This window comes from Weissella uvarum (genome assembly GCF_016908785.1).
Lineage (GTDB): Bacteria > Bacillota > Bacilli > Lactobacillales > Lactobacillaceae > Weissella > Weissella uvarum.
In genome coordinates this window covers 378,798-404,534 of record NZ_JAFBEO010000001.1, presented here as the reverse complement: position 1 = coordinate 404,534, position 25,737 = coordinate 378,798, and the positions used below count along the sequence as shown (strand labels likewise).

The window sequence follows — 25,737 nt, the reverse complement described above, 5'->3', positions numbered from 1 at the left end:
ATACTATTGCAAAAATTGAGCCAACTTGTTATTATATAAAAGTTGGTTATGGGGGTTTAGCGAAGTCTGGTTAAACGCGGTGGACTGTAAATCCATTCCTTCGGGTTCATAGGTTCGAATCCTATAGCCCCCATTGATTGGGATATGGCCAAGTGGTAAGGCATCGGTTTTTGGTACCGTGTATCGCTGGTTCGAATCCAGCTATCCCAGTAAAAAGGTCGGTGAGCGATTACGCTTGCCGGCCTTTTATTTTAAGCGCTTATTGCACAGAGGAGGATCGCCGTGAAGAATAATCATGATATTAAAAAAGCCGCGCGACAGCACGTAATCGGGGATGTGGCTTCATTTCAAACCGCGTTGTCATTGAGTATTGGCTTGATTGCTTGGCAACTAATTTTCAGTTTAATTAATTCAATTAGTCCCCAATATAATGATTTGATGCGGTCATCATTTGAAGTGTTAAATGGTAACTCGGCTGCTTCAGCTGTGTTTATGAATAAATTGCAAAATTATGCGCTTGGGCTGGTTGGCAGTAATTTAGTTGATGGCATTATCAGCGGTATTTTGGCCATTGGCGCTAGTTGGACTTTTGTGCTTTGGCGCCAACTTAATACCCGGCCACCAAAGCCAGTTCGTCAAAGCTTACGTTTCTTTAAATGGCGTAATCTAAAAGATGTTGTTGTATTAATGGCAGTCCGATATCTAATCATGCTGGTTGGCTTCTTCTTTTTCATCATTCCAGGAATTTATTTTGCTTTGAGTTTTGCATTGGCTCCTTTCCTTTATGCTTCAGATGTGCAAAATCAGCGTGAAATTAAATCAGTTACAGCTTATCTACGCGCCTCGGCAAATCTCATGCGGGGCTATCGGATGCAGCTTTTATGGTTGAATATTAGCTTTATTGGTTGGTGGTTCTTAGTTAGTGTAACGGAAGGCTTAGCTAGCTTGTATGTTGTGCCATATTATCAATCGACGATGGCTGAATTCTTCATTGCCCGAAGTGATGAATTTGAAAAGAGTTTATCTTAGTATTTAAACCGGTGGGAACATCGGTTTTTTATTTGAGGAAAAAAAGATGCAAAAGAAGCGATACGAAACAACGCCCCGTTTACGAGTTGGCCGGGATGGAGATGCTGGCAGGGCGGCCGAAACAGATTTGCTAGATTTAACGGCGCCAATTGCTCAAAAAATCGAATTAAAAGATCCTGATCAACAAATTAGAATTCCATTTGCGCAACATCAAGAATACGTGCAACGCCAAGTTTGGGTGCACTTTATTGAACAAAATATTGAAAAAATTACTCAGGCAGATATGGCGGTTCGTAGTACAGTGTTAGATGCTAATAATCGGTTGGTATTGGCCTTTGTACATCCAAAGCGACCAATGTTTAATACATTAGTGGTGACGCCACATGCTAGTGATGCCAATACGCTTTGGACCGGATATTTTTCAGGTGGTAAAGCGTTGGTTCATTTTATCCGACGGTATCTTAGTAACCAACGTTATCAAGTTTTTACGCTAGCAATGTATGGTTATTTGCGCATGATTGCAGACCAACAGGCACAATTTAAAGTGGTTCAGCAAAATGGGCTTTATTGGTTAAAAGGGGCCAATCAACCAATTGCGACCGATGAAACAGTCGCGCTTAAGCAACTTGCCCAGCATCAGCTTATTCAAGTCCGACAACATAAAGTCGTGGTGACAGCTTTGGGCATGAGCTTGTTAAATTATTTTGCGCGTTTCTTTGAGCAGCATTTTCTGACTTTATTGGAAACCGGACGTTGGATTGATATGGATGCTGATTTTACAAACGGGATGCCTCAGCAACACCGCAAAAAGATTGATTTACCTGATAAGGTGGTAACAGATGACTGATCAAGAACTCCAGACATTAGTTGAAAAAATTTCAAATGAAGCCTTTCAACGTCCTTTTAAACACCAGGCGTATTTTAATCATCGGTTGCGGACAACTGGGGGACGCTATTTACTTTCAAATCATGCAATAGAAATTAATCCGCGTATGTTGACGGATTTTGGCTTTGATACGCTTGTAGGTGTCATTAAACATGAACTGATTCACTATCACTTACATCTCCAGGGGTTGCCGTATCAGCATCGGGATGCTGAATTTAAACAAGCATTAGCCAAAACAGGTGCTTTACGTTATGCGCCAAGTCAAGATAAGGCGGCTCGCTGGCATTATCAATGTGAGAATGGGCATGATTTATACCGACAGCGCAAAATAAATGTGCAGCGTTATGTATGTGGGAAATGCCAAGGACGTTTGCATTTAGTTACAGATTAATGTTGACTAACTAAATGTTAGCATGATATCCTTTACTGGTTAATTAACCGGTAAAGGAGTTTTTGGCATGACATCAGCAGATCAAGCACAGCAAATTGATGACTTCGTAAATCAATTGTTATTAATGAGTGAAAATCAACGGGAGTTGCTCTTAGGGGGACAACCCAATCCATCAATCACCCTAACCCAAGGCCATCTTTTGATGTTGTTATTACAATGTGGTGATCAAACGAATGGAGAATTAGCACATGCGCTAAATGTTTCGCCAGCAGCAGTGACTAAGGCGATGAAAGGTTTGCAAAAAGAAGCTGAACCTTTTGTGACGGTACGGGCCGATGCTGATGATGGACGTGTTAATCGTTGGGCTTTAACGCCAGCGGGGAAAGCTGTCGCACAAGAGCATGAAAGTGAACATGTGGCGACGCAAGCAGAGTATCGGGCGGTGATGGATCAATTTAGCCCACAAGAACAGCTGGTTATCCAGCATTTCTTGAGTGTGCTCTCACAAACGCTAGCAGGAGGCGGAAAATATGCAGAATAAATGGCGGACGGTTTTATTAACCATTTCAGGAGGCATTGTTCTATTCTTGATTGGTTTAGTGATTTTTACTGGTGTGAAACAAAATCGTAACTTGAGTTTTAATCATCAACCGATACGCGTTGTTAGCTCACTAGATAGTTATGGTGAAATGGCTCAGGCTGTTTTAGGTAAGCAAGGAGAAGTTAAAAGTGTGATGACGGATCCAAATGTTGATCCGCATGATTTTGAGCCAACAGCTAATACCGCTAAGCTATATCAAAATGCCACGGTCACGATTTCAAACGGTGGTGGTTATGACACTTGGAGTGAACGGTTTACCAAAGCGAACCACCAAGCCCATGCGATTAATTTAGCAGACTTATATGACTATCACGATGGTGATAATGAACATTACTGGTATGAGCCAGATGTCGTGACGCGGTTAACGAATCAATTGGTGCAAACATACAGCCGAATTGAACCAAGTCAGCGCCAATATTTTGAAAAAAATGCGCGGGCATACCAGCGAAAGGCTCAAAAAATTGAAACATTACGGGCTGAATTGAAAGCTGAGTTAGCCGGTAAAGGGGTTTTAACAACGGAACCGGTATTTGACCATCAGTTGTCTGGACTAGGCGTTAAAATGCTTGATCCGGCTTTTGCGCAAGCCATTGATGATGGTAATGATCCGACACCAACGGCGATGTCAGATTGGCAAAAAGCAGTTAAGCAACATCAAGCGGTGGTGGTGATTAATAATAAACAAACAAGTAGTCGCCTCGTTAAGCAAGCTTTAAATGAAGCGAAGCAGGCCGGGGTGCCAATCGTGAATGTAACTGAAACGATGCCTAAGGATACGACTTATATTGATTGGCAATATGACCAATTAAAGCAATTGCAAAAGGCGGTGCAATCATGACAGTGTTAACTGGAGAAAATATTGGAATTAAATTTGGTGAACGTTGGCTTTACCAACATGTAAATTTTGAATTGCGTGACCAAAGGGTGCTAGCTGTAATTGGGGATAATGGAGTTGGTAAGACTACTTTAATTCGTAGTATTTTAGGTCAACAAAAGTTGACGACGGGTCAATTAACGTGGACACAGCCGAAGCCAACCGTCCGCTATGTACCACAAGAACGTCCAGATGCCCAAGATTTTCCATTGCGAATTGCTGAGTTTGTGGGGTTAAGTTTTGACCAAGGGATGCGTCCTTGGCGCACACAAAAAGAAAATACGCAGTTACAGCATATTTTGAACGATACTAATTTAGCGCAAATGGCTAACCGACGGATTGACCGCGCCTCTGGTGGTGAACGTCAGCGTGCTTATTTAGCGCAGGCGTTACTGGTTAATCCAGGGGTCTTAATTTTGGATGAGGCAACGGCTAATTTGGATAATATAGCTAAATACGAATTAATGGACGTGGTTCGACATTACCGAGATCATCATCAATTAAGCATCATCATGATTAGTCATGATTTGGAAATTATTCAAGAATATGCTGATGATTATTTGTTGCTCAAGCCACAGGGTAGCGAATTTGGGTTAGTTAAAGACTTAGATATCACACAATTGGAGGCTGGAAATCAAGATCATGCTTAATTATTCATTTATGCAAAATGCATTTGTGGTCGGAACTCTAATTGCCATTGTCAGTGGCTTTATTGGTGTCTTTGTCGTTGCGCGGCATATGTCATTTTTGGCCCATACTTTGAGTGAAATCGGTTTTGCGGGTGCTTCATTTGGACTTTTCATGGGCTGGTCACCATTGATTGGGATGCTAATGTTTACCATTTTAGCTTCAACAACGATTGGTGAACTCGGCATGCGTGAAGGGCGTTCTGAATCTTTGATTTCAGCGGTTAGTGCGGTGGCCATTGGTCTGGGAATTGCATTTTTGGCCTTATCACAGAAAAATGCGAGTGCGGCGACGGGAATTTTATTTGGATCAATTTTCAGTATTAGCCAACAAAATGTGCTCCAGGTAGTGATTTTGGCCGTTATTGTTCTTGCGGTTGGCTTGTTCTTTTATCGTCAATTACGCCACTTTGCCTTTGACTACAATACGGCTATTTATAGTTTGCCCCATGTTCTTTTGATTGAAGTTTTGTTCTTAGTATTGATGGCAATGACGGTGGCCATTTCCTCACAAGTCGTTGGTTCTTTGTTGATTTTCATTTTAATTACGTTGCCTGCTAGTGCTGCCATGCGCTGGGGGCGGACCGTATGGCAAATGATTGGTTTAGCCATTGCCTTTGGAATTTTTGGTGTCTGGTCAGCGTTAGCTTTGTCGTATTGGACGAATGTACCAGTGTCATTTTATATTGCTATTATTGAAGCTGGGATTTACTTTATTTCGTTAATAAATCGGGATGAATAAGTGACAATGACAGAGTTGAAATGATACACTGGGGCGGACACAGTTATCGGAGACAAATATGCTTTTGTCAGACCGGACGTACTAGATATAAAGGATGTAAAAATACAAATGTTAACAGTTTCAGATGTTTCGATTGCTTTTAACGGTAAAAAGCTTTACCAAGACGTTAATTTAAAATTTACGCCAGGGAACACTTACGGCATCATTGGTGCGAATGGAGCGGGTAAGTCAACTTTCTTGAAGATTTTGGAAGGAAAGTTACAACCAACCACGGGAAGTGTAACGATGGATCCGAATGAGCGGATGTCTTCATTGGTACAAGATCACTTTGCTTTTGATGATTACACGGTTATGGATACCGTTTTGCAAGGCTATAAGGAATTATCAGATGTTAAAGCAGAGATGGATGCAATCTATGCCAAGCCTGACTTTTCTGATGAAGATGGTATTCGGGCTGGTGAACTTTCAGCGCAATTCGATGAAATGAATGGTTGGACGGCTGAGTCTGATGCTTCACAATTGCTTCAAAGTGTTGGAATCCCAGAGTCAATGCACCAAACAATGATGAGTGAATTGTCAGAAACTGAAAAGGTGAAGGTGCTTTTGGCCCAAGCTCTCTTTGGTAATCCTGATATTTTGATTTTGGACGAGCCAACCAATGGTTTGGACACTAAGACGATTGCATGGTTGGAAGACTTTTTGGCCGATTATCCTAACATCGTGATTGTGGTTTCCCACGACCGTCACTTCTTGAATGCTGTTTCAACGATGACGTTGGATGTTGATTTTGGAAAGATTACCGAATTCGTTGGAAATTATGATTTCTGGAAGGAATCTTCAGAACTAGCTGCTCGTTTGCAAGCAAATGAAAACGCCAAGAAAGAAGAAAAAATCAAAGAATTGCAAGATTTCGTGGCGCGCTTCTCAGCTAATGCTTCAAAGTCAAAGCAAGCAACGGCGCGTAAGAAGCAATTGGATAAAATTACTTTGGATGATATTCAACCATCAAGCCGTAAGTATCCCTACATTCATTTTGACATTACACGTGAGATTGGAAATGACATGGTACGGGTTGAAAATGTTTCAAAGACCGTTGATGGCGTTAAGCTTTTAGATAATGTTTCATTCACTTTGCGACCAAATGAAAAGACTTTGATTATGGCCGATAATGACGTGGCTGCGACAGCGATGTTGGATATTCTAAATGGTAATCTAGAACCTGACACAGGTTCTGTTACTTGGGGTGTTACGACTTCACGTGATTATTTGTCAAAGGATATGAATGACAATTTCCCTAAGCCAGACATGCCAATTCTCGATTTCTTACGTGATTTCGCTGGCAAGGATGAAGATGATAATACATTCTTGCGAGGCTTGCTCGGTCGGATGCTCTTTAAGGGTGAAGATGTTGAAAAGACATTGGATGTCCTTTCTGGGGGTGAAAAGGTCCGCGTTATGTTGGCAAAGTTGATGTTAACGAAGCCCAATGTTTTGATTATGGATGATCCAACCAATCATTTGGATTTGGAATCAATTACATCTTTGAATGATGGTTTAATCGATTATAAGGGTGGCTTGATTTTCACATCACATGACCATACATTTGCACAAACAATTGCCGACCACATTATCGTGCTTGGTAAAGAAGGCGTGATTGAACGTGCTGATACTGATTTTGATGAATTTATGGCCAATCCAGATGTTCAACAAGCGCTAGAAGCACAAAATATTCAACTATAAATATGAAAAAGGATGGCCTTTGGGGACATCCTTTTTTACTTGTCTTTTTGAACATTTCATTTAAGAATAGGGAAAGAGAATTTTTTACAAGGAGCCAAGTATGTCAAAGAAAAATAAAATTAAAAAAATTTTAGTTGAGCAAATCTTGGATAAGGCCGGCATTCCATATGAAAGCATTGTTTTTCAAGATGGTTTGCATCGACAAGCTACTGAGATGGAACAGTATCAGCTGACTGAGCATGATATCTATAAAACTTTGGCGTTGACGGGCAATGTCAGTGGCCCAGTGATTGGCATTGTGCCAATTGATCAACATCTAGATGAAAAGAAGCTCGCGGTCGCATCAGGTAATAAGAAAGTATCGATGTTGCCGACTAAAGAATTGCAAAAGACAACGGGGTATGTGCATGGCGCGAATAACCCTGTTGGGATTTGGCAAAACAAAAAGTTCCCAATCTACATTGATGAAGCGGCCCAACACGCGGATCAAATTACGGTATCAGCGGGTGAATTGGGACGTTCAATTCGCTTGAATCCTGAAGAATTGTGTCAGTTTGTGCATGGCACATTTGCGGATATTGTCCAAGCATGATGGCATTTGTAGAAGTTTGGATAATGGTTTTGGTCTGTGCGATGGGGTTGCCATTGTTGGGAAGTGCCTTGATTTCTGCTGTGGCCGGCGCAACTGATCAACGGATCGTTAATCGTTTTGGAAATCGGGCGCAATACTATTTTAGTTTTTTGGGTATTATTGTGCATGAATTATCACATGCTTTGATGGCTTTGATTTTTCGGCATAAAATTGATCAAATTCATTTGGTGCAACAAGTTGACGCTGATAATCGATTAGGCTATGTATCGCATGCTTGGAATCCTAAAAGTTGGTATCAACAATTAGGCAATTTTTTTATTGGCATGGGGCCGATGCTTGGAATCGGTCTGACAGTAGTTGGAGTGACTTATTTGGTTTGGCCGCAACTATTTTGGGCCTTGCAAATGGATGATTTTCGCGGAATCTGGCAGGGCGTTGTCTGGTGGCAATATGGTTTGGGCCTATTAGTTGTGATTCAACTTTGTTTAGCGCTCAACTTGAGTCGTGCTGATTGGCAAAACATTCGTAGCGGTATGTTGAGTTACGCAACTTTTTTGAGTGTGCTCGCGATACCATTATATTTTTGGCTAGGGACGGCTAACCCGATTTGGTTGCACTTTGGTCATTACATTATGGTTTATTTTGGCCTTATGTTAGGATTGAGTATCGTTTTAAATGTCATTGGACATTTGGTATTGCGCTTAAAGGAGGGCTAAGTAATGCAGGCAATCGAGCAAGAACAGTTAACAGCGTTAGATGCTTTTATGCGGAAAATTTTGGCAAATGATGAAAGCGGCCATGATACTGGGCATATTGACCGAGTCGTTAAATTAGCGCAGCATATTTTAGAAACGGAACCAACCGCGGATGAGTTTATCACTTTGGCAGCAGCCACTTTGCACGACACATATGACGATAAGTTATTTGATGATGTGGCTGCGGCAAAACAACGCGTGCTTGATGAAATGACACGGCTGGGGGTCTCAGATGAAAAACAGCAAGCCATTATCAAAATCATTGATAATATGTCATGGAGTAAGCAACGTTTCGGCAATCCAGAGCCATTGGGTATTTCCGGGCAAATTGTTCAAGACGCTGATCGGCTTGAAGCGATGGGGATGATTGCGGTGGCGCGTGTGATTCAATATGGCGTCCAAGCCCACCATGTTTTATATGATCCTAATATTCCTCCGCGTGATTTAAAAACAAAGGCTGATTATCGGAATCCAGCTGGTGAAACGATGATTAATCACTTTGATGAAAAGCTGTTTTTGTTGAAAGATTATCTGAATACGACTGAGGGCAAGCGGATTGGTGCAATTCGGGACCAAGCCATGCATACCTTTGTTGACCAGTTCAAAGCTGAGTGGGCTGGCTTAGATTATCAATAAAATTAAAGTGGTCCAACCAATCCTTTTGGTTGGACCACTTTTGTGTTATGATGAACGCAGCTTGTCAGATGGAGAAGAAGCATGGAAAAAGAAGCAATTTACTTGCGTGTCTTAAATGACTTAAAAAAACGTATCAATCAACAAGAATTTCCTAATTTAAAGTTACCCGATGAACGGTCTTTAGCGACAGCTTATGATGTATCGCGTAGTTCAATCAAAAGAGCTTTAAATGTATTAGTGCAACAAGGGATTATCTTTAAAAAACGTGGATCAGGCACATTTGTCAATCCGCTCTATCTAAAAAACCAAACCATGTTCCAATCGATGGGACATAACTTGGGGGTTTCTGATTCTTTTCGAATTGATGGAGAAGTTCCAGCCGTCGAGTTAATTAGTTTTGAGAAGCAAGCCGCTGATGAAGATACTCAATTAGCGTTGTTTTTGGAAGATGGCGAACAGGTTTATCATATTAAGCGTTTGCGTCAGTTGAAAGGTCAGACCTTTATGCGTGAAGATGCGTTGGTGCCGGTTAAACTTTTGCCCGAATTAACGGCTGCTGATCTGCAAGGCTCGTTATTTCAGTATGCTGAGGCAACGACGAAAAAGGCCGTGACCCGCTCATTTTTGACGATTTCAGCTGAACCATCAACTGAATCTGATCAAGAAGTATTAGCTTTAAAGCAGAATGAGCCAGTGGGTGTGATGGCCGGAATTTACTTTTTAGATGATGGCACACCTTTTGAAGTTGGAACAATGCGCATTCATTACAAATACATGAAATATAATAGTTTTGATAGCTTGGATGGCGAATAAAATAAAACAACAATTGAGAGAAGGTCTTTTTAAAAATTGGACCGTCCCAATTGTTGTTTTTTTCTTGTGTGCCGTTTTTAAATCTGTTATGATTAGTGTGTTGACTTAGGAGAATTGTCTCTTATAGTCGTAACTCTATTTTCAGACAACTTATGAAGGAGATATCAAAATGGCAGTAGATTTTGATTCTAAGGAATATCTTAGTAAGGTTGACGCTTGGTGGCGTGCAACCAACTACCTTTCAGCTGGTATGATCTTTTTGAAGAGCAACCCATTGTTCTCAGTTACAGATACACCAATTACTGAAGAAGACGTTAAGGTTAAGCCTATCGGTCACTGGGGAACTATCTCAGGACAAACTTTCCTTTACGCTCACGCAAACCGTTTGATCAACAAGTATGATTTGAACATGTTCTACATCGGTGGCCCAGGTCACGGTGGACAAGTTATGGTTACGAACGCATATCTTGATGGAACTTATACAGAAGACTATCCAGAAATTACCCAAGACATCGACGGTATGACACGTTTGTTCAAGCGTTTCTCATTCCCAGGTGGAATTGGTTCTCACATGACTGCACAAACTCCAGGTTCATTGCATGAAGGTGGAGAATTGGGTTACTCATTGTCACACGCCGTTGGTGCTGTGCTTGATAACCCTGACCAAATCGGATTTACTGTCGTTGGTGACGGTGAAGCCGAAACTGGTCCATCAATGACTGCTTGGAATGGTATCAAGTTCTTGAACCCTAAGACAGACGGTGCGGTTTTGCCTATTTTGGATCTTAACGGATTCAAGATTTCAAATCCAACTTTGTTCTCACGTATGGATGACAAGCACTTGACTGAATTCTTTGAAGGTTTGGGATGGTCACCACGTTTCCTAGAAAACGATGACATTCATGATTACATGGCATACCATGAAAAGGCTGCTAAGATCTTTGATGAAGCTATCGAAGATATCCAAGCCATCCAAAAGGATGCTCGTGAAAACGGTCGTTACCAAGACGGTGAAATTGCAGCATGGCCTGTAATCATCGCTCGCTTGCCAAAGGGTTGGGGTGGTCCTCAATTCGACGCAAAGGGTAACCCAATTGAAAATTCATTCCGTGCGCACCAAGTGCCACTTTCATTGTCAGCCAAGGACATGTCAACTTTGCCTGAATTTGAAGAATGGATGAACTCATACAAGCCTGAAGAATTGTTCAACGCTGATGGAACTTTGAAGGATGAAGTTGCTGAAATCGCCCCTAAGGGTGACAAGCGTATGGCTGCTAACCCAATTGCTAACGGTGGTGCACCTAAGGGTGAATCATCAAAGGATTTGGATTTGCCAAACTGGCGTGATTACACAAATGACATTACTGCTGAAAACCGTGGAACGGAGCTACCAGATAGCAACCGCAACATGGACATGAACGTTTTGTCAGGTTACTTTGCTGAAGTAGCTCGTATGAACCCAACATCATTCCGTGTCTTCGGTCCTGACGAAACAATGTCAAACCGTCTATGGGATATGTTCCAAATGACTAACCGTCAATGGATGTCACCAGTTAAGGAACCAAATGACCAATACGTAGGACCAGAAGGTCGTATTATTGATTCACAACTTTCAGAACACCAAGCTGAAGGTTGGTTGGAAGCTTATACATTGACTGGTCGTGTTGGTGTCTTTGCATCATACGAATCATTCTTGCGTGTTGTAGATTCAATGATTACACAACACTTCAAGTGGTTGCGTCACGCCTCAGAACAACCATGGCGTAACGATTACCCATCATTGAACTTGATTTCAACTTCAACTGTATTCCAACAAGACCACAACGGTTACACACACCAAGACCCAGGTATGTTGACACACTTGGCCGAAAAGAAGTCAAACTTCATTCGCCAATACTTGCCAGCTGATGCTAACACTTTGTTGGCTGTCTTTGACCGTGCCTTCTCAGAACGTCACTTGGTTAACCACATCGTCGCTTCAAAGCAACCACGTCAACAATGGTTCTCAGCTGATGAAGCCGATGTATTGGCTAACGAAGGTTTGGCTGTAATCGACTGGGCTTCTACTGCACCACAAGGTGATGCTGACATTGTCTTTGCATCAGCCGGTGTTGAACCAACTATCGAAACTTTGGCTGCATTGAACCTTGTTAACAAGGCCTTCCCTGAAGTTAAGTTCCGTTACGTTAACGTTGTAGAATTGATGCGTTTGCAATCAAAGAACGGTCCTATGAACGATGATCGTACTTTGTCAGACGAAGAATTCTCAAAGTACTTCGGAGAATCAGGAACACCAGTTATCTTTGGTTTCCACGGTTACGAAGACTTGATTGAATCATTCTTCTACGAGCGTCAACACTTGGGATTGCACCCACATGGTTACCGTGAAGATGGTGACATTACAACAACTTACGACATGCGTGTATACTCACAATTGGACCGTTTCAACCAAGCTAAGGATGCTGTTTCTACTTTGGCTGACAAGGGTGTTATTGATGGTGAAAAGGCCGGTGCCTTCTTGAAGGAGATGGATGACATCTTGGCTAAGCACTTCGACGTAACTCGTAACGAAGGTCGTGACATCGAAGAATTCACTGACTGGACTTGGACTCCATTGGTTTAATTAACATTTTGTTGATTAAAACATTGCGTCAATAAAAAATAAAAGCTAGTAAAACACATATCGTGTTTTGCTAGCTTTTTTTATTGCCTAGTTTAGTGGAGGAAGCACCCCAAATAACGCTAAATCTGATACACTAGTATTTGACTAATGAATTGAGGAGTTTTGCTATGATTGTACTATTAGTACTTGGAATTATATTCTTATTATTCACACTTTTAAAATATGAACAAGATCACCGCGTCCGTTGGATTACTTTGGTAATTGGGGCCGCGTTAGTGATTTTGAATTTGTGGGGGCTCATGTCATCACAGAGTAATCATTTGTTTATGAAGCAGCGCACCCAAGCAACGACTGAAAAAATTAAGCCGGTTGCTGAAATTGGTGATTATAATTTTGTGACGACTGAAGCAGTTGGTAAGCATTTACGCTATACTTACCGCAGTGGTGATAAAACGTATCAAACGCTGGCTGAAAATACCCATATGACGGTTAAAAATGGTAATCCGGCCACTTTGAAAACGCAAGTAACGGATTATGAGCCAGGCAATTTGTTTGATCGCTTTATGTTAATCGGACAAAAGACTAAGGTTGCATCAAATACAGATTATACAATGACAATGCCAAAATCATGGCATGTTGTGTCAAAGGATCAATATCAAAAGTTAGTTAAGCTTGCGGATAAACAAAATGATAAATTAAAAGACCGCGTTTCACGTCAAACCAAAGCGGCCTATCGTCAAAAAGCTGAAGCTGATCCAGATTTTATGAAGGACAAAAAAGCTCAAAAACAGCTCCAAAATAAAATTGTGAACCAAGCAATTAACCAAAATCAAAAGCAGTTAAATCAAGCTATTAAGCAACAATTGAAAGCTTGGCATGTTAAATAAATTAGAAAAGACTAAAGATGGTGCGTTTAATGACGGTCTTTGGTCTTTTTAATTTGGTTTAGCAGGGTGGGTGACTGTGTTAGACTAGAGGCAAAGGTTTTTGAAAAGAGGGCAGTTAGATGCAAAAAGCAAATAAGCAAGATGATTTTTATGCGGCAATTAACGCGGATTGGCAAGCTCAGGCGACTATCCCAGAAGACAAGCCAACGACCGGTGGCTTTAATGATTTAAATGAAGCCATTGAGAAATTGATGCTGGAAACAACCGACCAATGGTTGGCAGGTGAAAATGTTCCAGATGATGCGATTTTACAAAATTTCGTTAAATATCATCGTTTAGCAAGTGATTGGGACACGCGTAACGCGCAAGGTGTACAGCCAGTGCAAGACTTAATTGAGCAGTATCGTCAACTGGATTCTTTTGAAGCGTATAACCAACATTTGGCAGACTTAGAGCTAGCAGCATTGCCAAATGCTTTACCTTTTGGGATTGCACCAGACTTTAAAGATGCGCAAACGAATGTTTTGTGGGCTGATAGTTTAGGCACGATCTTACCAGATACGACGTACTATGCGGATGTTCATCCACAAAAGCAGGAATTATTAGCCAAGTGGCGCGAAGTGCAAACTAAGTTGTTCAAACAATTTGGTTTTTCTGATGAAGAAACGGCTGATATCTTGGATAAAGCATTAGCATTTGATGAACGTGTGGCTAAGCATGTCTTAAGTAATGAGGAAGCTTCTGAAATTACAAACTTATATCATCCATATGCTTGGGATGACTTTGTGAAAATGGCGGCTCCGCTTGACGTAACAAGTCTCGTTAAAGCATGCATTGGCCAAGTGCCTGATCAAATTTTGGTTTCTGAGGAAGCGTTTTGGCAAAATGCCAATGATTATTATTCTGACGAAGCATGGCCTCTGTTGAAGGCGCATTTGCTAGTCAGCATCGTCAATAGCTACACCGGTTACCTATCAGATGATATTCGGGTCTTAGGGGGCGAGTATGGTCGCTTTGTTTCAGGAATTCCTGTGGCTAAGAATCAGCGTAAAGCGGCCTATTCACTAGCTCAAAGTGCTTTTGATCAACCACTTGGTTTGTGGTATGCCCATACTAAGTTCTCACCTGAGGCGAAGGCAGATGTCGAACGAATGGTGCAGACGATGATTGATGTTTATAAGCAACGCTTAACTCAAATTGCTTGGTTAGCAGATGCTACGAAACAAAAAGCCATTGTTAAGCTTAATGCCATCAAGCCCCATATTGGGTACCCTGAACAATTGCCAGAACGTTATGCTAAGCGGGTTGTGAATGATGATGACACATTAGTAACGGCAGCACGTAAGTTCCAAAAACAAGCCGTTAAGGAAGCTTGGAGTCGCTGGAATCAACCGGTTGATCAATCAGAATGGCAAATGCCAGCCAATATGGTCAATGCATACTATGATCCACAACAAAACCAAATCGTGTTCCCAGCTGCAATTTTACAGGCGCCATTTTATGATTTGAAGCAAAGCGCTTCAGAAAACTATGGTGGGATTGGGGCGGTAATTGCTCATGAAATTTCACACGCCTTTGATACGAATGGTTCTTCTTTTGATGAATATGGTAATTTAAATAATTGGTGGACTGATGCGGACTTTGCGGCCTTTAAGGAGCGTACGCAAAAAGTGATTGATCAATTTGATGGTTTGCCAATTGCTGGAACCAAGGTCAATGGGAAGTTGACGGTTTCAGAAAATGTGGCTGATTTGGGTGGCTTGGCTGATGCGCTTCAAGCAGCACAACGCGATGATGATTTTAGTGCGGATGCCTTCTTTACGAACTGGGCCCGGATTTGGCGTGAAAGTTCACGACCTGAGTATGAGAAGATGCTCGCGGCCGTTGATGTTCATGCACCAAATCGTTATCGAACGAACGTACCAGTTTCAAATTTTGATGAGTTTTATGAAACCTATCATGTTGAACCTGGTGATGGGATGTATCGTGCCCCTGAAGAGCGCGTCATGATTTGGTAGCAGACGATAAAGCCAAATCAAATAGGGAAATGATTTCTTAATATTGGCACTATGTGATTATAATCACATTAATTATTATCTTATATAAACGAGCCTGAACGCTATGTTCAGGCTTTTTTGTATTCTTCATGTAAAAACTTTAACAAAGTCGTTGACTTTACCTTGTGAAATGTTACACTAAGTATTGTTAAGAGAAAGCAAGCAATAAATTTAGAGGAGATCTCACAATGGCAGATACATCTAAGAAAAAAGAAATGACCCCTGAAGAAAAAGCACAACGTAAAGCACAAGCTGAGCAAGAAGTACAAACATTGGTTGATAATGCGCAAGCTGCTTTTGAAGAATTTAAAACATATACGCAAGAACAAGTAGATGAGATTGTGGCAGCCATGGCCTTGGCTGGATCAAAGAACTCACTTCGGTTAGCTCATGAAGCTTATGAAGAAACTGGCCGGGGTGTGATTGAAGATAAGGACACTAAAAATAAATTCGCGTCTGAATCTGTTTACAATGCCATTCGAAATGATAAGACAGTTGGTGTGATTGGTGAAGATAAGGTGACGGGACAAGTGAAGGTTGCCGCACCGCTAGGTATTTTGGCCGGAATTGTGCCTACAACCAATCCAACTTCAACGACCATCTTTAAGTCGATGATGGCAGCTAAAACACGTAACGTCATTATTTTTGCTTTTCATCCGCAAGCACAAAAGGCTTCCGTTCATGCAGCCCAAATTGTTTATGAAGCAGCGCTTAAAGCTGGGGCACCTAAGCACTTCATTCAATGGATTGAAAATCCATCAATTGATGCAACGAATGCTTTAATCACGAACCCTAAGATTGCTTCAATCTTGGCCACTGGTGGTCCGGGAATGGTTAACGCGGCCTTGAAATCAGGAAATCCTTCAATGGGTGTGGGAGCTGGGAATGGTGCCGTTTATGTTGATAAGACAGCTGATATTAATCGTGCCGTTGAAGACTTATTGATTTCAAAACGTTTCGATAACAGTATGATTTGTGCGGCTGAAAATTCAGTTGTGGTTGATGCTTCAATCTACGATGAATATATGCAGCAATTACAAGCGCAAGGTGGTTATTTGGTACCAAAGCGTGATTACCAAAAGATTGCGGATTACGCTTTTAAGCCAGGTGCTGATGGTTATGGCGTGGCTGGACCAGTTGCCGGACGTTCAGCGCACTGGATTGCTGATCAAGCTGGTGTAAAGCTTCCAGATGACAAGGACTTGATGTTGTTTGAACTTGATAAGCAGAACATTGGTGAACCACTATCTTCAGAAAAGTTGAGCCCAATGTTGTCAGTTTATAAGGCGGACTCACGTGAAGAAGCGATTGAAATTGTTCGCGCTTTGTTGAACTACCAAGGTGCGGGACACAATGTGGCCATTCAAATCGGTGCCCAAAACGATCCATTTGTTAAGGAATATGCCGATGCCATTGATGCTTCACGGATTTTGGTTAACCAACCTGATACACTTGGCGGAATTGGTGATGTTTATTCAGATGCAATGCGTCCATCATTGACGCTTGGAACAGGTTCATGGGGGAAGAATTCATTGTCACATAATCTATCTACAGACGATTTGTTGAATGTTAAGACGGTTGCTCGTCGCCGTAACCGTCCACAATGGGTCCGCTTGCCAGAGAATATTTACTACGAATCAAATGCTATTTCATATTTGCAAGATGTTGAAAATGTAGAGCGGGCCTTCATCGTGGCGGACCCAGGGATGGTGCAATTTGGCTTTGTTGACCAAGTTTTGGATCAATTGGCTTTGCGTGAGAATCCAGTTAAGACGTCAGTTTACGGTACCGTTAAGCCTGACCCAACGCTCGGTCAAACAATTGACATTGCGCGTCAAATGGCTGAATTTAAGCCTGATAGCATTATCTTGCTTGGTGGTGGTTCTGCTTTGGATGCTGGTAAGGTTGCCCGTTATATTTATGAATACTCACAAAAGCATGTTGGTATTTTGGATGACATGGCTGCCTTGCAAGAATTATTTGGACAATTGCAACAAAAGTTCATGGATATCCGTAAGCGTATCATCAAGTTCGAAGCACAACCATTAACGCAAATGATTGCCATTCCAACCACTTCTGGAACTGGTTCAGAAGTGACACCGTTTGCCGTAATTACTGATGATGAAACGCACGTGAAGTATCCTTTGGCTGATTATGCTTTGACGCCACAAGTTGCCATTGTTGATCCTGAATTTGTGATGACGGTCCCAAAGCGGACAGTGGCTTACTCAGGTATGGATTCACTATCACATGCGCTTGAATCATATGTTTCAGTAATGGCATCTGACTTTACGCGTCCTTGGGCTTTGCAAGCGATTAAGTTGATTTTCGAAAACTTGGAAGCTTCATATCAATATGATCCGCAACATCCAACTAAGGAAGGACAAACAGCCCGTGCCAACATGCATTACGCAGCTACTCTTGCGGGTATGTCATTTGCGAATGCCTTCTTAGGTTTGAATCATGCGATTGCTCACAAGACTGGTGGAGAATTTGATTTGCCACACGGTTTGGCAATTACGATTGCGATGCCACATGTGATTAAGTACAATGCAGTAACCAATAATGTTAAGCGCACGCCATATCCACGTTACGAGACTTATCGTGCTCAAAAGGATTATGCTGATATTGCGCGTTACATTGGTTTGACTGGTAAGGATGATGCAGCCTTAGTAGATGCCTTGCTTGCTAAGATTAAGGAGTTGACGGATGCCTTGGACATTAACCCAACCTTGTCAGGTAATGGGGTGTCAAAGGAAGCCGTTGAAAAGAGCGTTGATGTTCTGGCGGACTTGGTTTACGATGATCAAACGGTTGGGACAAACCCACGTCAACCTTATTTGGCTGACATTCGCCAATTGTTGCTGGATGAAATTTAATTGTTAAAGATAAAAAGCCTGGTAATTTGAAATTATCAAAAATTAAACCCCCATTAGTTGGAGTAATCCACTAGTGGGGGTTTAATATTGTTTGTTAAAGATTTTTGGACTTTCAAGCAATTTTTAATATAGGATTACGATGTGATAACATCAATTTTGATCAGGTAATATGAAAAGGAGGATTAATCATGATTAATGAACATCAGCAGTGGTTATCAAATTTCTATAAATCAAGAGGATGGTTGCAACTAAGTTCCTCAAGAAGGTTGAATTTTTTGACAGAAGAAGTCGGTGAGCTTTCACAAGCGATTCGAAAATATGAATTTGGTCGTGATCATCCAGGTGAAGGGCCGGTTAGCAAGCAGGATGAACGAGATAATTTGGTTGAAGAGCTAGCTGACGTATTAGATGAAGTGTTAATCTTTTGTGAAAAATATGATATCACTGTCGAGGAATTGGTAAATTATAGTGAGAATAAAATCAAAAATAGATTTGACTTGTAATTGAACAACTCAATATTAAAGTGATGAAGCGTTTAGTGTGCAATCGCGCACGGCTTAAAACAAAATTGGTCGGAAAGGCTATCAAAGCATTCCCGACCAATTAATGAATTATAATAAACGTCAATTTTTTGAGTTGTATTTCATATTTTCTGATTTAGTTGAGTTCAAAATTATCTAATGTTAGTTGAATGGGGGCATGATCTTGGCGAGCACCAGTATCAATGACTTCAAAATCAGTTAGATAATCCTGTAGATTTTGTGAGATTAAATAGTAGTCAATTCGCCAACCGGCGTTATTTTTTTTTGATTGTTTGGCAATTTGTGACCACCAAGTGTACACACCGGCTGTATCCGGGTTTAAAGTACGGAATGTATCGATATACCCAGCGTTAAGGAGATTGGTGAAATCAGCACGTTCTTCATCTGTGAAACCGGCACTATGGTGATTCGTCTTAGGATTTTTCAAGTCAATCTCTTGATGAGCAACATTGAAATCGCCTGAGAAAATGACAGGTTTTTGGACCGTCAAGCTTTCAATGTATTGCTGATAAGCTGCATCCCAAGCTTGGCGGTCACTCAAACGGGCGAGTTCGCGACCAGAATTAGGGGTATACACTGTGGAAACGAAAGCATGCTCAAATTCTAAAGTGATAATGCGACCCTCTTGGTCCATCTCACCTGGTGCACCAATTGTCGGATATGTAACAGCAAGCGGTTCAATCCGACTAAGCATCATCGTCCCAGAATAGCCAGCTCGTGCTGTACTATAGTTCAAATAGCGATGATAATCAGGAAATAAATCATCCAAAGCTTGGGCTTGCTTTTTGGTCAAACCAGTTGGGCGTAATTTGGTTTCTTGAATAGCTAAAACATCGGGTGCTAATTCAGCCAGGTGTTCTAGGGTTGCCCAGGTCATTTCACCACGCGCTGACTTGTGTTCAACGGCAGCGTTGATACTATCGATATTCCAAGAGATAAACTTTGGCATAATGTTCCGTCCTTTTTTTCTTAATACTGTCATTGTAAAAGAAAAAGCACACGTTTGCACGTGTGCTTTTTAAGATAGCCCAACAGGGAGTCGAACCCTGGATTCCGCGCTGAGAACGCGACGTCTTGACCACTTGACCATTGGGCCATGATGATAAATTGACTAAGCTAATAAAATAGCCCAACAGGGAGTCGAACCCTGGATTCCGCGCTGAGAACGCGACGTCTTGACCACTTGACCATTGGGCCAAAGTATCATCACAACAATAATTAACTATACCAGAGTCAAAACGCGACTGTCAATCATTTTTTACTGGATTCCTAATTAGAATCTGGGGTTGGAATAATGCTATAATAAGGGGTAGTTTACGCATACAGATTGCAAAGTGAGGACGCATAAAATGGCTTTTACATTATATTTGGTACGACATGGACAAACATATTTGAATAAGTATGGACGCATGCAAGGATGGAGTGATGCCCCTTTAACTGAAAGTGGTATTTCTGATGCACAGGCTGCTGGTCAACGCTTAGCAAATGTGGATTTCCAAGGTGCTTATTCATCTGATCTCAGTCGTGCACGGATGACTGCCGAATTCATTTTGCAACAAAATAAACAAGAGCAGCACCTGGTAAAGCCAGTTGAATTACCAGGCTTCCGGGAAGTTTTCTTTGGAAGCTATGAAGGTTTGCGTGGGGCGGATATCGCACCAGAAATTGCGCATGCTAAGCGGATGCCCCAGGCTGATGAAATTACTGGGTATGGCGAATTGACGCAACATCTAACCATGGATGGCACGATGGATGCTATGCATGAGCTTGATGAATTTGGGGATGCTGAAGATGCAGCCATGTTCTGGAAGCGCTTTGATGCAGCGATGGATGCAGTGCGCCAAAAGCATCAAGATGGCGATAAGGTATTAGTCGTGGCGCATGGAAGTTTGATTCGGAATGTCGTGGCGCGCTATCATGACGAGCAAACAACGCACATTGCGCCAAAAAATGGCATGATTTCGGTTTGGCAAGTCACAGATGATGACATGCAATTGCAGGCCTATAATGATACAACAACAGTTTGGTAAGTTAGGATAATACATGATAGAGAATGAAACAGATCAACGACGTCCAGTTATTTTAGCGGGATTGAACCGTGGTACAGACGACTTTGATTATCAAATGGAAGAATTAGCCAATTTGGTTGAAGCCAATCAACTTGAGCCAGTGGCAACCGTGACCCAAAAACTAGAGCGTCCCAACCCTGGAACTTATTTTGGAAAGGGAAAGGTTGAAGCTTTGAAAGAGGCTGTCGATTATTATGGGGCTGATATGGTGGTAACCAATGATGAGTTATCGCCTTCACAGATTCGTAATTTAGAGGCGGATACTGGTGTTGGGGTTATCGATCGAACGGCCTTAATTTTGGATATTTTTGCTTCACGAGCTAAAACGCGGATTGCAAAACTACAGGTTGAAATTGCCCAATTGCAATACCAATTACCACGTTTGCGCACATCAATGAATGTACGTTTAGATCAACAAACTGGTGGTAATGGTGGTAGCTTTACATCGCGTGGTGCCGGTGAAACAAAACTTGAAATGAATCGACGCCATATTGAGCATCAAATTTCTGATTTACGGAAAGAACTGGCTGAAATTGAAGCTGATGATGTCACCCGTCGTGCGCGCCGTGAAAAAGAAAATATTAAAAATGTTGCTTTAATTGGTTATACGAATGCGGGTAAATCAACCATTATGAACGGTTTAGTACGCCGTTACGGGGAGAATCAAGATAAGACTGTTTTTCAAGCAGATATGCTTTTTGCTACCTTGGAGACTTCGGTACGTAAATTAAATTTGCCTGATAATCAGAGCTTTTTACTTTCTGATACGGTTGGCTTTGTATCTAATTTACCACACGGACTAGTAGCAGCCTTTCGGGCAACTTTAGCTGAAGCGGCCCAGGCTGATTTATTAGTTCAAGTCGTTGATTATTCTGATCCAAATTATCGGGAAATGATGCAAACGACTGAAAAGACGCTTAAGGAAATTGGGGTTGGTGATATTCCAATGGTGGTCGTTTACAATAAGGCTGATCGATGCGAAGATGTGCCATATCCAGAACGGGACGGGGACAACTTAGTGCTATCGGCTAAAGACGATCAATCGTTAGATTTGTTGGTTGAAACGATTCGTCAACATATTTTTGCGGACTTGCAAGAAAAACAAGTTTTAGTACCTTATGATCAAGGCCAAGTTGTGGCGGAATTAAATGAACAGGCAACGGTTGTTGCAACTGAATATGTTGAAACAGGCACATTGTTGACAGTTGTTTTGACGCCAGCGCAAGTTGGTCGCTATGCTCAATACTTTGTTGAATAATAGATAAAAGCGGGTCATTTTGTGATGGCCTGTTTTTTTATTTAGTTGTCATTGTTTGGTTTTAAGAGTGTGGTAGAATAAGCACACTGACTAAAAAATAGTAAAAGGAGGAGCGCAATGATTAAATTCTTACTCTCCTATGTGAAACGCTACAAACGCGATGCCATTTGGGCAACCGTGACCATTGCAATTGCTGCTATCACTAGTTTGTGGCAACCTAAATTGTTACAACAAGTGGTACAAGCGATTGCGGATGATAATTTATCTAAAATGTACCCATTAGGGATTCAATTAATTGTCGTGGCGTTGATTGGTTTGATAGCGGGGGCATTAAATACAATTTTTGCCACCAAGGTTGGTATGGGCACGGCCGCTGACTTAAGAGCGGATGAGTATCAACACGTGCAGCAGTTTTCATTTGCCAATATTGAACGTTTTTCAAGCGGTAGTTTAGTGGTACGGATGACCAATGACATTCAACAAGTTCAAACGATTGTCATGGTGTTCTTCCAATCATTGTTGCGGGTACCGATTTTATTTATTGGTGCTTTGGGCTTGGCCTTAATGACCTTACCTCGCTTATGGTGGGTGATTTTGGTGATGATTGTCCTAGTCGTTGGCATAACGATGATGGTCATGCAACCGATGGGCAAATTGTTTGGAAAGTTCCAAGGTTTGTTAGATAAGACCAACGGCATGGCTAAAGAGAACCTACAAGGGGTTCGCGTGGTTAAGTCATTCAATCAAGAGGGCAATGAAGAAAAGCGATTCAATGCAGCATCAGGTGAGCTAACGGACATTAATATCAAAATTGGATACTTATTTAGTATTTTAATGCCAGCCTTCATGTTGGTTGGAGAAATGGCGATTGCAGTTTCGATTTTATTTGTTGGTCAACATATTATGGCTGATCCACAAATGCTGGGGGCCTTAACTTCTTTCGTGAATTATTTGATGCAAATTATGAATGCAATCGTGATGGCTGGATTTATGTCAATGTTTGCTGCGCGTGGATTTGAGTCAACGCGTCGAATTAAAGAAGTCTTGGATACTGATCCAGAATTGACTTTCAATCCTGAAGCCCCAGCCCAAAACTTATCAGGAGATGTGACATTTGATCATGTATCGTTTACTTATCCTGGGGATGAAGTGCCAGTCTTAAAGGATATTTCTTTTGACGTTAAACAAGGCGAAATGATTGGCATTGTTGGAGCAACCGGGTCGGGTAAATCAACCCTAGCTGAATTGATTCCAAGACTGTATGACCCAACAGAGGGTAAAGTTGCAGTTGGTCACGTCGATTTAAAGCAAGTTAATGAAGGGTCATTGCGACGTGCGGTAGCTTTTGTACAACAAAAAGCGATTTTATTCTCGGGTAAGATTTCAGATAACTTACGCCAAGGTAAGGCAGATGCAACGTATTCTGATATGCAGTCAGCTGCGCAGACAGCACAAGCCGCAGAATTCATTGAACGTTATCCTGATACGTATGATCATGTGGTTGAAGAACGTTCTGCTAACTTTTCGGGCGGTCAAAAGCAACGTTTATCAATTACGCGGGGCGTGATTGGCGATCCGAAAGTGTTGATTTTGGATGATTCAACCTCGGCTTTGGATGCGCGTTCTGAAAAGCTTGTGCAACAGGCTCTGAGTGAACAGTTCGTTGATACGACCAAGTTTGTAATCTCAGAGAAGATTTCATCAGTTATTAACGCCGATCGGATTTTTGTCATGGCCGATGGGCAATTAATTGCGACTGGAACTCATGCTGAATTATTAGCCAGTTCACCAGTATATCGTGAAATTTATGACACCCAAAAAGCACAGGAGGTGATTGACTAATGGCTAGTTTATGGCATGCAATGAAATTTTTTGCGCGATATTTTAAACACTATAAATTAGGTTTGGCAATCATCGTCATCTTTACATTGTTGGCAACGTATTTTCAGGTCAAAGCACCGGTTTACATGGGAAATGCGGTGCAAGAAATTGCAAATTATATGATGTTAAAAGCCAACGCAAAAACGGCCGCTCAAGCCTCGATGACACAGGTGTATCATGCAATCTGGATGTTTGTTTTGTTTATTTTGTTGATGGGGGTTGGGTTATTAATTAATTCAGTGATGCAAGCTTTAATTTCATCTAAGGCAGTTGATGATATGCGAACTGGTTTATTTGGTAAATTACAACGCATGACCGTCAAGTATTTTGATTCGCATCGCGATGGTGAAATTTTATCGCGTTTTACATCTGATTTGGATAATATTTTTAATGCGATGAATGAGGCCATCTTCCAATTGTTTTCACAGATTGCAATTTTAGTTGGCATCTTAGTGATGATGTTTACACAAAATGTTGCCTTGGCTTGGGTGACCATTGCAGCGACACCGATTACGGTATTGATCGCAGTTTTGGTGATTCGACAAGCGCAGCATTATGTTAATTTACAACAAGAAGAAGTTGGGCATTTAAATGGCTATATTAATGAACAGATTAATGGTGAAAAAGTGATTATCACCAATGGTTTGCAAGCAGATTCAGTGGCAGGTTTTACTGAGCATAATGAAAAAGTACGTCAGGCGACTTATCATGGGCAAGTCTGGTCAGGAATTTTAAATCCTTTAATGATGGGGATGAGCTTAGTTAATACGGCCATTGTGATTTTCTTTGGTGGATACTTGGCTTTGAATGGTAGCTTAGATCGGGCAACTGCCTTGGGCTTAATTGTGACCTTTGTTAATTTTTCTCAGCAATACTACCAACCAATTAGTCAAATCACGTCAACGTATAATATGCTGCAACTGGCTGTGACTGGTGCACGTCGTTTGGATGAAGTATTTGATCAACCAGACGAGGTGAATCCCAAAAATGGGGTGAAATTTGATGGACTTCAACAACAAGTCTTGTTAGATGATGTGCATTTTAGTTATAATCCGGGAAATGAAATTCTGCATGGCATTACGATTGAGGCTAATAAGGGTCAAATGGTTGCGTTAGTTGGACCAACCGGATCAGGAAAAACGACGGTGATGAATTTATTGAATCGCTTTTATGATGTTGATAGTGGCGCTGTAAAGTTTGACGGCATTGATGTACGTGACATGGATTTGCAGAGCTTGCGTGATCATGTGGGAATTGTCTTACAAGATTCAGTTATTTTTACTGGGACGATTCGTTACAATATTACGTTTGGCCGTCCGGATGCCACGGATGATGAAATTATAGCAGCAGCTAAGCAAGCTAACATTCATGACTTTATTATGTCGTTACCGCAGCAGTATGATACTGAAGTCACTGATGAGAATTCGGTTTTCTCAACTGGACAGAAACAGTTACTTTCAATTGCCCGTACCATTATTACTAATCCTGATTTGTTAATTTTAGATGAAGCGACTTCAAATGTTGATACAGTTACGGAAGCTAAAATTCAACGTGCAATGGACAATGTGATTGCGGGACGGACGAGCTTTGTGATTGCACATCGACTTAAGACAATTCTCAATGCTGATAAAATTGTTGTGCTAAAAAATGGTCAAATCATTGAAGTGGGCACACATCAAGAGCTATTGGCAGCTGATGGATTTTACGCTGAGTTGTATCGCAATCAAATGGTATTTGATTAATTTTATTCGTGATATAAAAAAGGAGCGCCAGCAATTAATTTGCTGGCGCTCCTT

22 protein-coding genes and 4 tRNA genes are annotated in these 25,737 nt (G+C 41.4%); 23 read left to right on the top strand and 3 right to left on the bottom strand.

All coding sequences use genetic code 11. From position 1 onward, the window contains the following. The first annotated feature begins 50 nt into the window (after positions 1-50). From JOC36_RS02055 to JOC36_RS01965, 19 genes are all read left to right on the top strand, one after another. Positions 51-133, top strand: a tRNA-Tyr gene (locus JOC36_RS02055). Positions 134-138: 5 nt separating this feature from the next. Then, positions 139-210, top strand: a tRNA-Gln gene (locus JOC36_RS02050). A 72-nt stretch (positions 211-282) separates the two neighbouring features. After that, positions 283-1,029: a DUF975 family protein gene (locus tag JOC36_RS08820; protein ID WP_205144832.1), complete on the top strand. Its 747-nt coding sequence runs from the start codon at positions 283-285 to the stop codon at positions 1,027-1,029. A 46-nt stretch (positions 1,030-1,075) separates the two neighbouring features. Beyond that, a complete protein-coding gene (locus JOC36_RS02040) occupies positions 1,076-1,876 on the top strand; it encodes a hypothetical protein (protein ID WP_205144831.1) in 801 nt (266 codons plus the stop codon). Continuing rightward, positions 1,869-2,306, top strand: a complete 438-nt coding sequence (locus JOC36_RS02035) for a SprT family protein (RefSeq protein WP_205144830.1) — start codon at positions 1,869-1,871, stop codon at positions 2,304-2,306. Before JOC36_RS02040 ends, JOC36_RS02035 begins: the two co-directional genes overlap by 8 nt. Positions 2,307-2,373: 67 nt before the next feature. Continuing rightward, positions 2,374-2,847, top strand: a complete 474-nt coding sequence (locus tag JOC36_RS02030) for a MarR family winged helix-turn-helix transcriptional regulator (protein ID WP_205144829.1) — start codon at positions 2,374-2,376, stop codon at positions 2,845-2,847. After that, positions 2,837-3,745 (top strand): metal ABC transporter solute-binding protein, Zn/Mn family, encoded by a 909-nt coding sequence (locus JOC36_RS02025; RefSeq protein WP_205144828.1) that lies wholly within the window; start codon positions 2,837-2,839, stop codon positions 3,743-3,745. The genes JOC36_RS02030 and JOC36_RS02025 overlap by 11 nt, the downstream gene beginning before the upstream one ends. Next, positions 3,742-4,431 carry a metal ABC transporter ATP-binding protein gene (locus JOC36_RS02020; protein ID WP_205144827.1) on the top strand — a complete coding sequence of 230 codons (690 nt, stop codon included), beginning with the start codon at positions 3,742-3,744 and terminating at the stop codon, positions 4,429-4,431. Before JOC36_RS02025 ends, JOC36_RS02020 begins: the two co-directional genes overlap by 4 nt. After that, positions 4,424-5,209, top strand: coding sequence for a metal ABC transporter permease (locus tag JOC36_RS02015; RefSeq protein WP_205144826.1), 786 nt, complete (start codon positions 4,424-4,426; stop codon positions 5,207-5,209). The genes JOC36_RS02020 and JOC36_RS02015 overlap by 8 nt, the downstream gene beginning before the upstream one ends. Positions 5,210-5,317: 108 nt before the next feature. Next, a complete protein-coding gene (locus JOC36_RS02010) occupies positions 5,318-6,949 on the top strand; it encodes an ABC-F family ATP-binding cassette domain-containing protein (protein WP_205144825.1) in 1,632 nt (543 codons plus the stop codon). Positions 6,950-7,049: 100 nt separating this feature from the next. Then, positions 7,050-7,541 carry an aminoacyl-tRNA deacylase gene (locus JOC36_RS02005; RefSeq protein ID WP_205144824.1) on the top strand — a complete coding sequence of 164 codons (492 nt, stop codon included), beginning with the start codon at positions 7,050-7,052 and terminating at the stop codon, positions 7,539-7,541. After that, positions 7,541-8,257: a hypothetical protein gene (locus tag JOC36_RS02000; protein ID WP_205144823.1), complete on the top strand. Its 717-nt coding sequence runs from the start codon at positions 7,541-7,543 to the stop codon at positions 8,255-8,257. The genes JOC36_RS02005 and JOC36_RS02000 overlap by 1 nt, the downstream gene beginning before the upstream one ends. A gap of 3 nt (positions 8,258-8,260) precedes the next feature. Next, positions 8,261-8,932 (top strand): HD domain-containing protein, encoded by a 672-nt coding sequence (locus tag JOC36_RS01995; protein ID WP_205144822.1) that lies wholly within the window; start codon positions 8,261-8,263, stop codon positions 8,930-8,932. A gap of 81 nt (positions 8,933-9,013) precedes the next feature. Further along, positions 9,014-9,745 (top strand): GntR family transcriptional regulator, encoded by a 732-nt coding sequence (locus tag JOC36_RS01990; RefSeq protein ID WP_205144821.1) that lies wholly within the window; start codon positions 9,014-9,016, stop codon positions 9,743-9,745. Between the two features lie 169 nt (positions 9,746-9,914). After that, complete coding sequence (locus tag JOC36_RS01985) at positions 9,915-12,368, top strand: phosphoketolase family protein (RefSeq protein WP_205144820.1); 2,454 nt, start codon at positions 9,915-9,917, stop codon at positions 12,366-12,368. A gap of 167 nt (positions 12,369-12,535) precedes the next feature. Beyond that, positions 12,536-13,255 (top strand): DUF4811 domain-containing protein, encoded by a 720-nt coding sequence (locus JOC36_RS01980; protein WP_205144819.1) that lies wholly within the window; start codon positions 12,536-12,538, stop codon positions 13,253-13,255. Between the two features lie 119 nt (positions 13,256-13,374). Next, positions 13,375-15,273, top strand: a complete 1,899-nt coding sequence (locus JOC36_RS01975; RefSeq protein WP_205144818.1) for a M13 family metallopeptidase — start codon at positions 13,375-13,377, stop codon at positions 15,271-15,273. A 227-nt stretch (positions 15,274-15,500) separates the two neighbouring features. Then, the gene (gene adhE, locus JOC36_RS01970) at positions 15,501-18,191 is read left to right on the top strand and encodes a bifunctional acetaldehyde-CoA/alcohol dehydrogenase (RefSeq protein WP_205144817.1); all 2,691 of its coding nucleotides are present in this window, start codon (positions 15,501-15,503) and stop codon (positions 18,189-18,191) included. Positions 18,192-18,379: 188 nt separating this feature from the next. Then, positions 18,380-18,694, top strand: a complete 315-nt coding sequence (locus JOC36_RS01965) for a MazG-like family protein (protein ID WP_239517496.1) — start codon at positions 18,380-18,382, stop codon at positions 18,692-18,694. A 154-nt stretch (positions 18,695-18,848) separates the two neighbouring features. Here the strand turns inward: JOC36_RS01965 and JOC36_RS01960 are convergent, their stop codons facing one another. The 3 genes from JOC36_RS01960 to JOC36_RS01950 form a co-directional block, all read right to left on the bottom strand. Beyond that, positions 18,849-19,682, bottom strand: a complete 834-nt coding sequence (locus tag JOC36_RS01960; RefSeq protein WP_205144816.1) for an exodeoxyribonuclease III — start codon at positions 19,680-19,682, stop codon at positions 18,849-18,851. Between the two features lie 75 nt (positions 19,683-19,757). Further along, positions 19,758-19,829 (bottom strand) — tRNA-Glu (locus JOC36_RS01955). A gap of 29 nt (positions 19,830-19,858) precedes the next feature. Then, positions 19,859-19,930 (bottom strand) — tRNA-Glu (locus JOC36_RS01950). A gap of 152 nt (positions 19,931-20,082) precedes the next feature. On the opposite strand from JOC36_RS01950, the gene JOC36_RS01945 reads away from it, so the two are divergent. The 4 genes from JOC36_RS01945 to JOC36_RS01930 all read left to right on the top strand — a co-directional run bounded on the left by JOC36_RS01945 (position 20,083) and on the right by JOC36_RS01930 (position 25,683). Continuing rightward, entirely contained in the window at positions 20,083-20,763 is a 681-nt protein-coding gene (locus JOC36_RS01945) for a histidine phosphatase family protein (RefSeq protein ID WP_205144815.1), read from the top strand. Between the two features lie 13 nt (positions 20,764-20,776). Further along, positions 20,777-22,060 (top strand): GTPase HflX, encoded by a 1,284-nt coding sequence (gene hflX / locus JOC36_RS01940; RefSeq protein ID WP_205144814.1) that lies wholly within the window; start codon positions 20,777-20,779, stop codon positions 22,058-22,060. Between the two features lie 120 nt (positions 22,061-22,180). Then, complete coding sequence (locus JOC36_RS01935) at positions 22,181-23,902, top strand: ABC transporter ATP-binding protein (RefSeq protein WP_250780437.1); 1,722 nt, start codon at positions 22,181-22,183, stop codon at positions 23,900-23,902. Continuing rightward, positions 23,902-25,683, top strand: a complete 1,782-nt coding sequence (locus JOC36_RS01930; protein WP_205144812.1) for an ABC transporter ATP-binding protein — start codon at positions 23,902-23,904, stop codon at positions 25,681-25,683. The genes JOC36_RS01935 and JOC36_RS01930 overlap by 1 nt, the downstream gene beginning before the upstream one ends. The last annotated feature ends 54 nt before the right edge of the window (positions 25,684-25,737 follow it).

Coding starts and splice junctions, on each gene's coding strand:
- JOC36_RS02040 (WP_205144831.1), top strand. CDS start 1,076: ATGCAAAAGAAGCGATACGAAACAACGCCCCGTTTACGAGTTGGCCGG.
- JOC36_RS02035 (WP_205144830.1), top strand. CDS start 1,869: ATGACTGATCAAGAACTCCAGACATTAGTTGAAAAAATTTCAAATGAA.
- JOC36_RS02030 (WP_205144829.1), top strand. CDS start 2,374: ATGACATCAGCAGATCAAGCACAGCAAATTGATGACTTCGTAAATCAA.
- JOC36_RS02025 (WP_205144828.1), top strand. CDS start 2,837: ATGCAGAATAAATGGCGGACGGTTTTATTAACCATTTCAGGAGGCATT.
- JOC36_RS02020 (WP_205144827.1), top strand. CDS start 3,742: ATGACAGTGTTAACTGGAGAAAATATTGGAATTAAATTTGGTGAACGT.
- JOC36_RS02015 (WP_205144826.1), top strand. CDS start 4,424: ATGCTTAATTATTCATTTATGCAAAATGCATTTGTGGTCGGAACTCTA.
- JOC36_RS02010 (WP_205144825.1), top strand. CDS start 5,318: ATGTTAACAGTTTCAGATGTTTCGATTGCTTTTAACGGTAAAAAGCTT.
- JOC36_RS02005 (WP_205144824.1), top strand. CDS start 7,050: ATGTCAAAGAAAAATAAAATTAAAAAAATTTTAGTTGAGCAAATCTTG.
- JOC36_RS02000 (WP_205144823.1), top strand. CDS start 7,541: ATGGCATTTGTAGAAGTTTGGATAATGGTTTTGGTCTGTGCGATGGGG.
- JOC36_RS01995 (WP_205144822.1), top strand. CDS start 8,261: ATGCAGGCAATCGAGCAAGAACAGTTAACAGCGTTAGATGCTTTTATG.
- JOC36_RS01990 (WP_205144821.1), top strand. CDS start 9,014: ATGGAAAAAGAAGCAATTTACTTGCGTGTCTTAAATGACTTAAAAAAA.
- JOC36_RS01985 (WP_205144820.1), top strand. CDS start 9,915: ATGGCAGTAGATTTTGATTCTAAGGAATATCTTAGTAAGGTTGACGCT.
- JOC36_RS01980 (WP_205144819.1), top strand. CDS start 12,536: ATGATTGTACTATTAGTACTTGGAATTATATTCTTATTATTCACACTT.
- JOC36_RS01975 (WP_205144818.1), top strand. CDS start 13,375: ATGCAAAAAGCAAATAAGCAAGATGATTTTTATGCGGCAATTAACGCG.
- adhE (WP_205144817.1), top strand. CDS start 15,501: ATGGCAGATACATCTAAGAAAAAAGAAATGACCCCTGAAGAAAAAGCA.
- JOC36_RS01965 (WP_239517496.1), top strand. CDS start 18,380: ATGATTAATGAACATCAGCAGTGGTTATCAAATTTCTATAAATCAAGA.
- JOC36_RS01960 (WP_205144816.1), bottom strand. CDS start 19,682: ATGCCAAAGTTTATCTCTTGGAATATCGATAGTATCAACGCTGCCGTT.
- JOC36_RS01945 (WP_205144815.1), top strand. CDS start 20,083: ATGGCTTTTACATTATATTTGGTACGACATGGACAAACATATTTGAAT.
- hflX (WP_205144814.1), top strand. CDS start 20,777: ATGATAGAGAATGAAACAGATCAACGACGTCCAGTTATTTTAGCGGGA.
- JOC36_RS01930 (WP_205144812.1), top strand. CDS start 23,902: ATGGCTAGTTTATGGCATGCAATGAAATTTTTTGCGCGATATTTTAAA.